General features: G+C 66.3%; 1 protein-coding gene. It reads left to right on the top strand.

Annotation, left to right across the window (positions count from 1 at the left end; genetic code table 11):
- Window positions 1-4: 4 nt before the first annotated feature.
- Window positions 5-1,191: elongation factor Tu (tuf, locus tag NJ376_RS28460; protein ID WP_252956716.1), on the top strand; the 1,187-nt coding region annotated here is incomplete at its 3' end.

A 1,191-nucleotide genomic window follows, 5' to 3' on the forward strand; every position in this document is an offset into this window, starting at 1 on the left:
GACAATGGCGAAGGCGAAGTTTGAGCGGAACAAGCCGCACTGCAACATCGGGACGATCGGGCACGTTGACCATGGGAAGACGTCGCTGACGGCGGCGATCACCAAGGTATTGGCGAAGACCGGCGGCGCGACCTTCACGGCGTATGACCAGATTGACAAGGCGCCGGAGGAGAAGGCCCGCGGGATCACGATCTCGACGGCGCATGTGGAGTATGAGACGACGAACCGTCACTACGCGCATGTGGACTGCCCTGGCCACGCCGACTACGTGAAGAACATGATCACCGGCGCGGCGCAGATGGACGGCGCGATCCTGGTGGTGTCGGCGGCGGATGGCCCGATGCCGCAGACGCGGGAGCACATCCTGCTGGCGCGGCAGGTGGGCGTGCCGGCGCTGGTGGTGTTCCTGAACAAGATGGACATGGCCGACCCGGACCTGGTCGAGCTGGTGGAGATGGAGGTGCGCGAGCTGCTGTCCTCCTACCAGTTCCCGGGCGACGACATTCCGGTGATCAAGGGCTCGGCGCTGGCGGCGCTGGAGGACAAGACGCCGGAGATTGGCGAGCAGGCGGTGCTGCAGCTGATGGCGGCGGTGGATGCGTACATCCCGCAGCCGGAGCGTCCGAAGGACCGTCCCTTCCTGATGCCGATCGAGGACGTGTTCTCGATTTCCGGCCGCGGTACGGTGGTGACCGGTCGCGTCGAGCGCGGCGTGGTGAAGGTGGGCGAGGAAGTCGAGATCGTCGGGCTGAAGGACACCACGAAGACGGTGGTGACCGGCGTCGAGATGTTCCGCAAGCTGCTGGACCAGGGCGAGGCGGGCGACAACATCGGCGTGCTGCTGCGCGGCACGAAGCGCGAGGATGTGGAGCGTGGCCAGGTGCTGGCGAAGCCCGGCACGATCACGCCGCATACCGGCTTCAAGGCCGAGGCCTACATCCTGACGAAGGAGGAGGGCGGGCGGCACACGCCGTTCTTCACCAACTACCGGCCGCAGTTCTACTTCCGGACCACGGACGTGACCGGGATCGTGAAGCTGCCGGAAGGCGTCGAGATGGTGATGCCGGGCGACAACGTGACGATGGATGTCGAGCTGATCGCGCCGATCGCCATGGATGAGGGGCTCCGCTTCGCCATCCGCGAGGGCGGCCGCACCGTCGGCGCCGGCGTCGTCGCCCAGATCGTGAAGTA

Origin of the sequence: Siccirubricoccus soli (assembly GCF_024178315.1) — a bacterium.
GTDB classification, from domain to species: Bacteria; Pseudomonadota; Alphaproteobacteria; order Acetobacterales; family Acetobacteraceae; genus Siccirubricoccus; species Siccirubricoccus soli.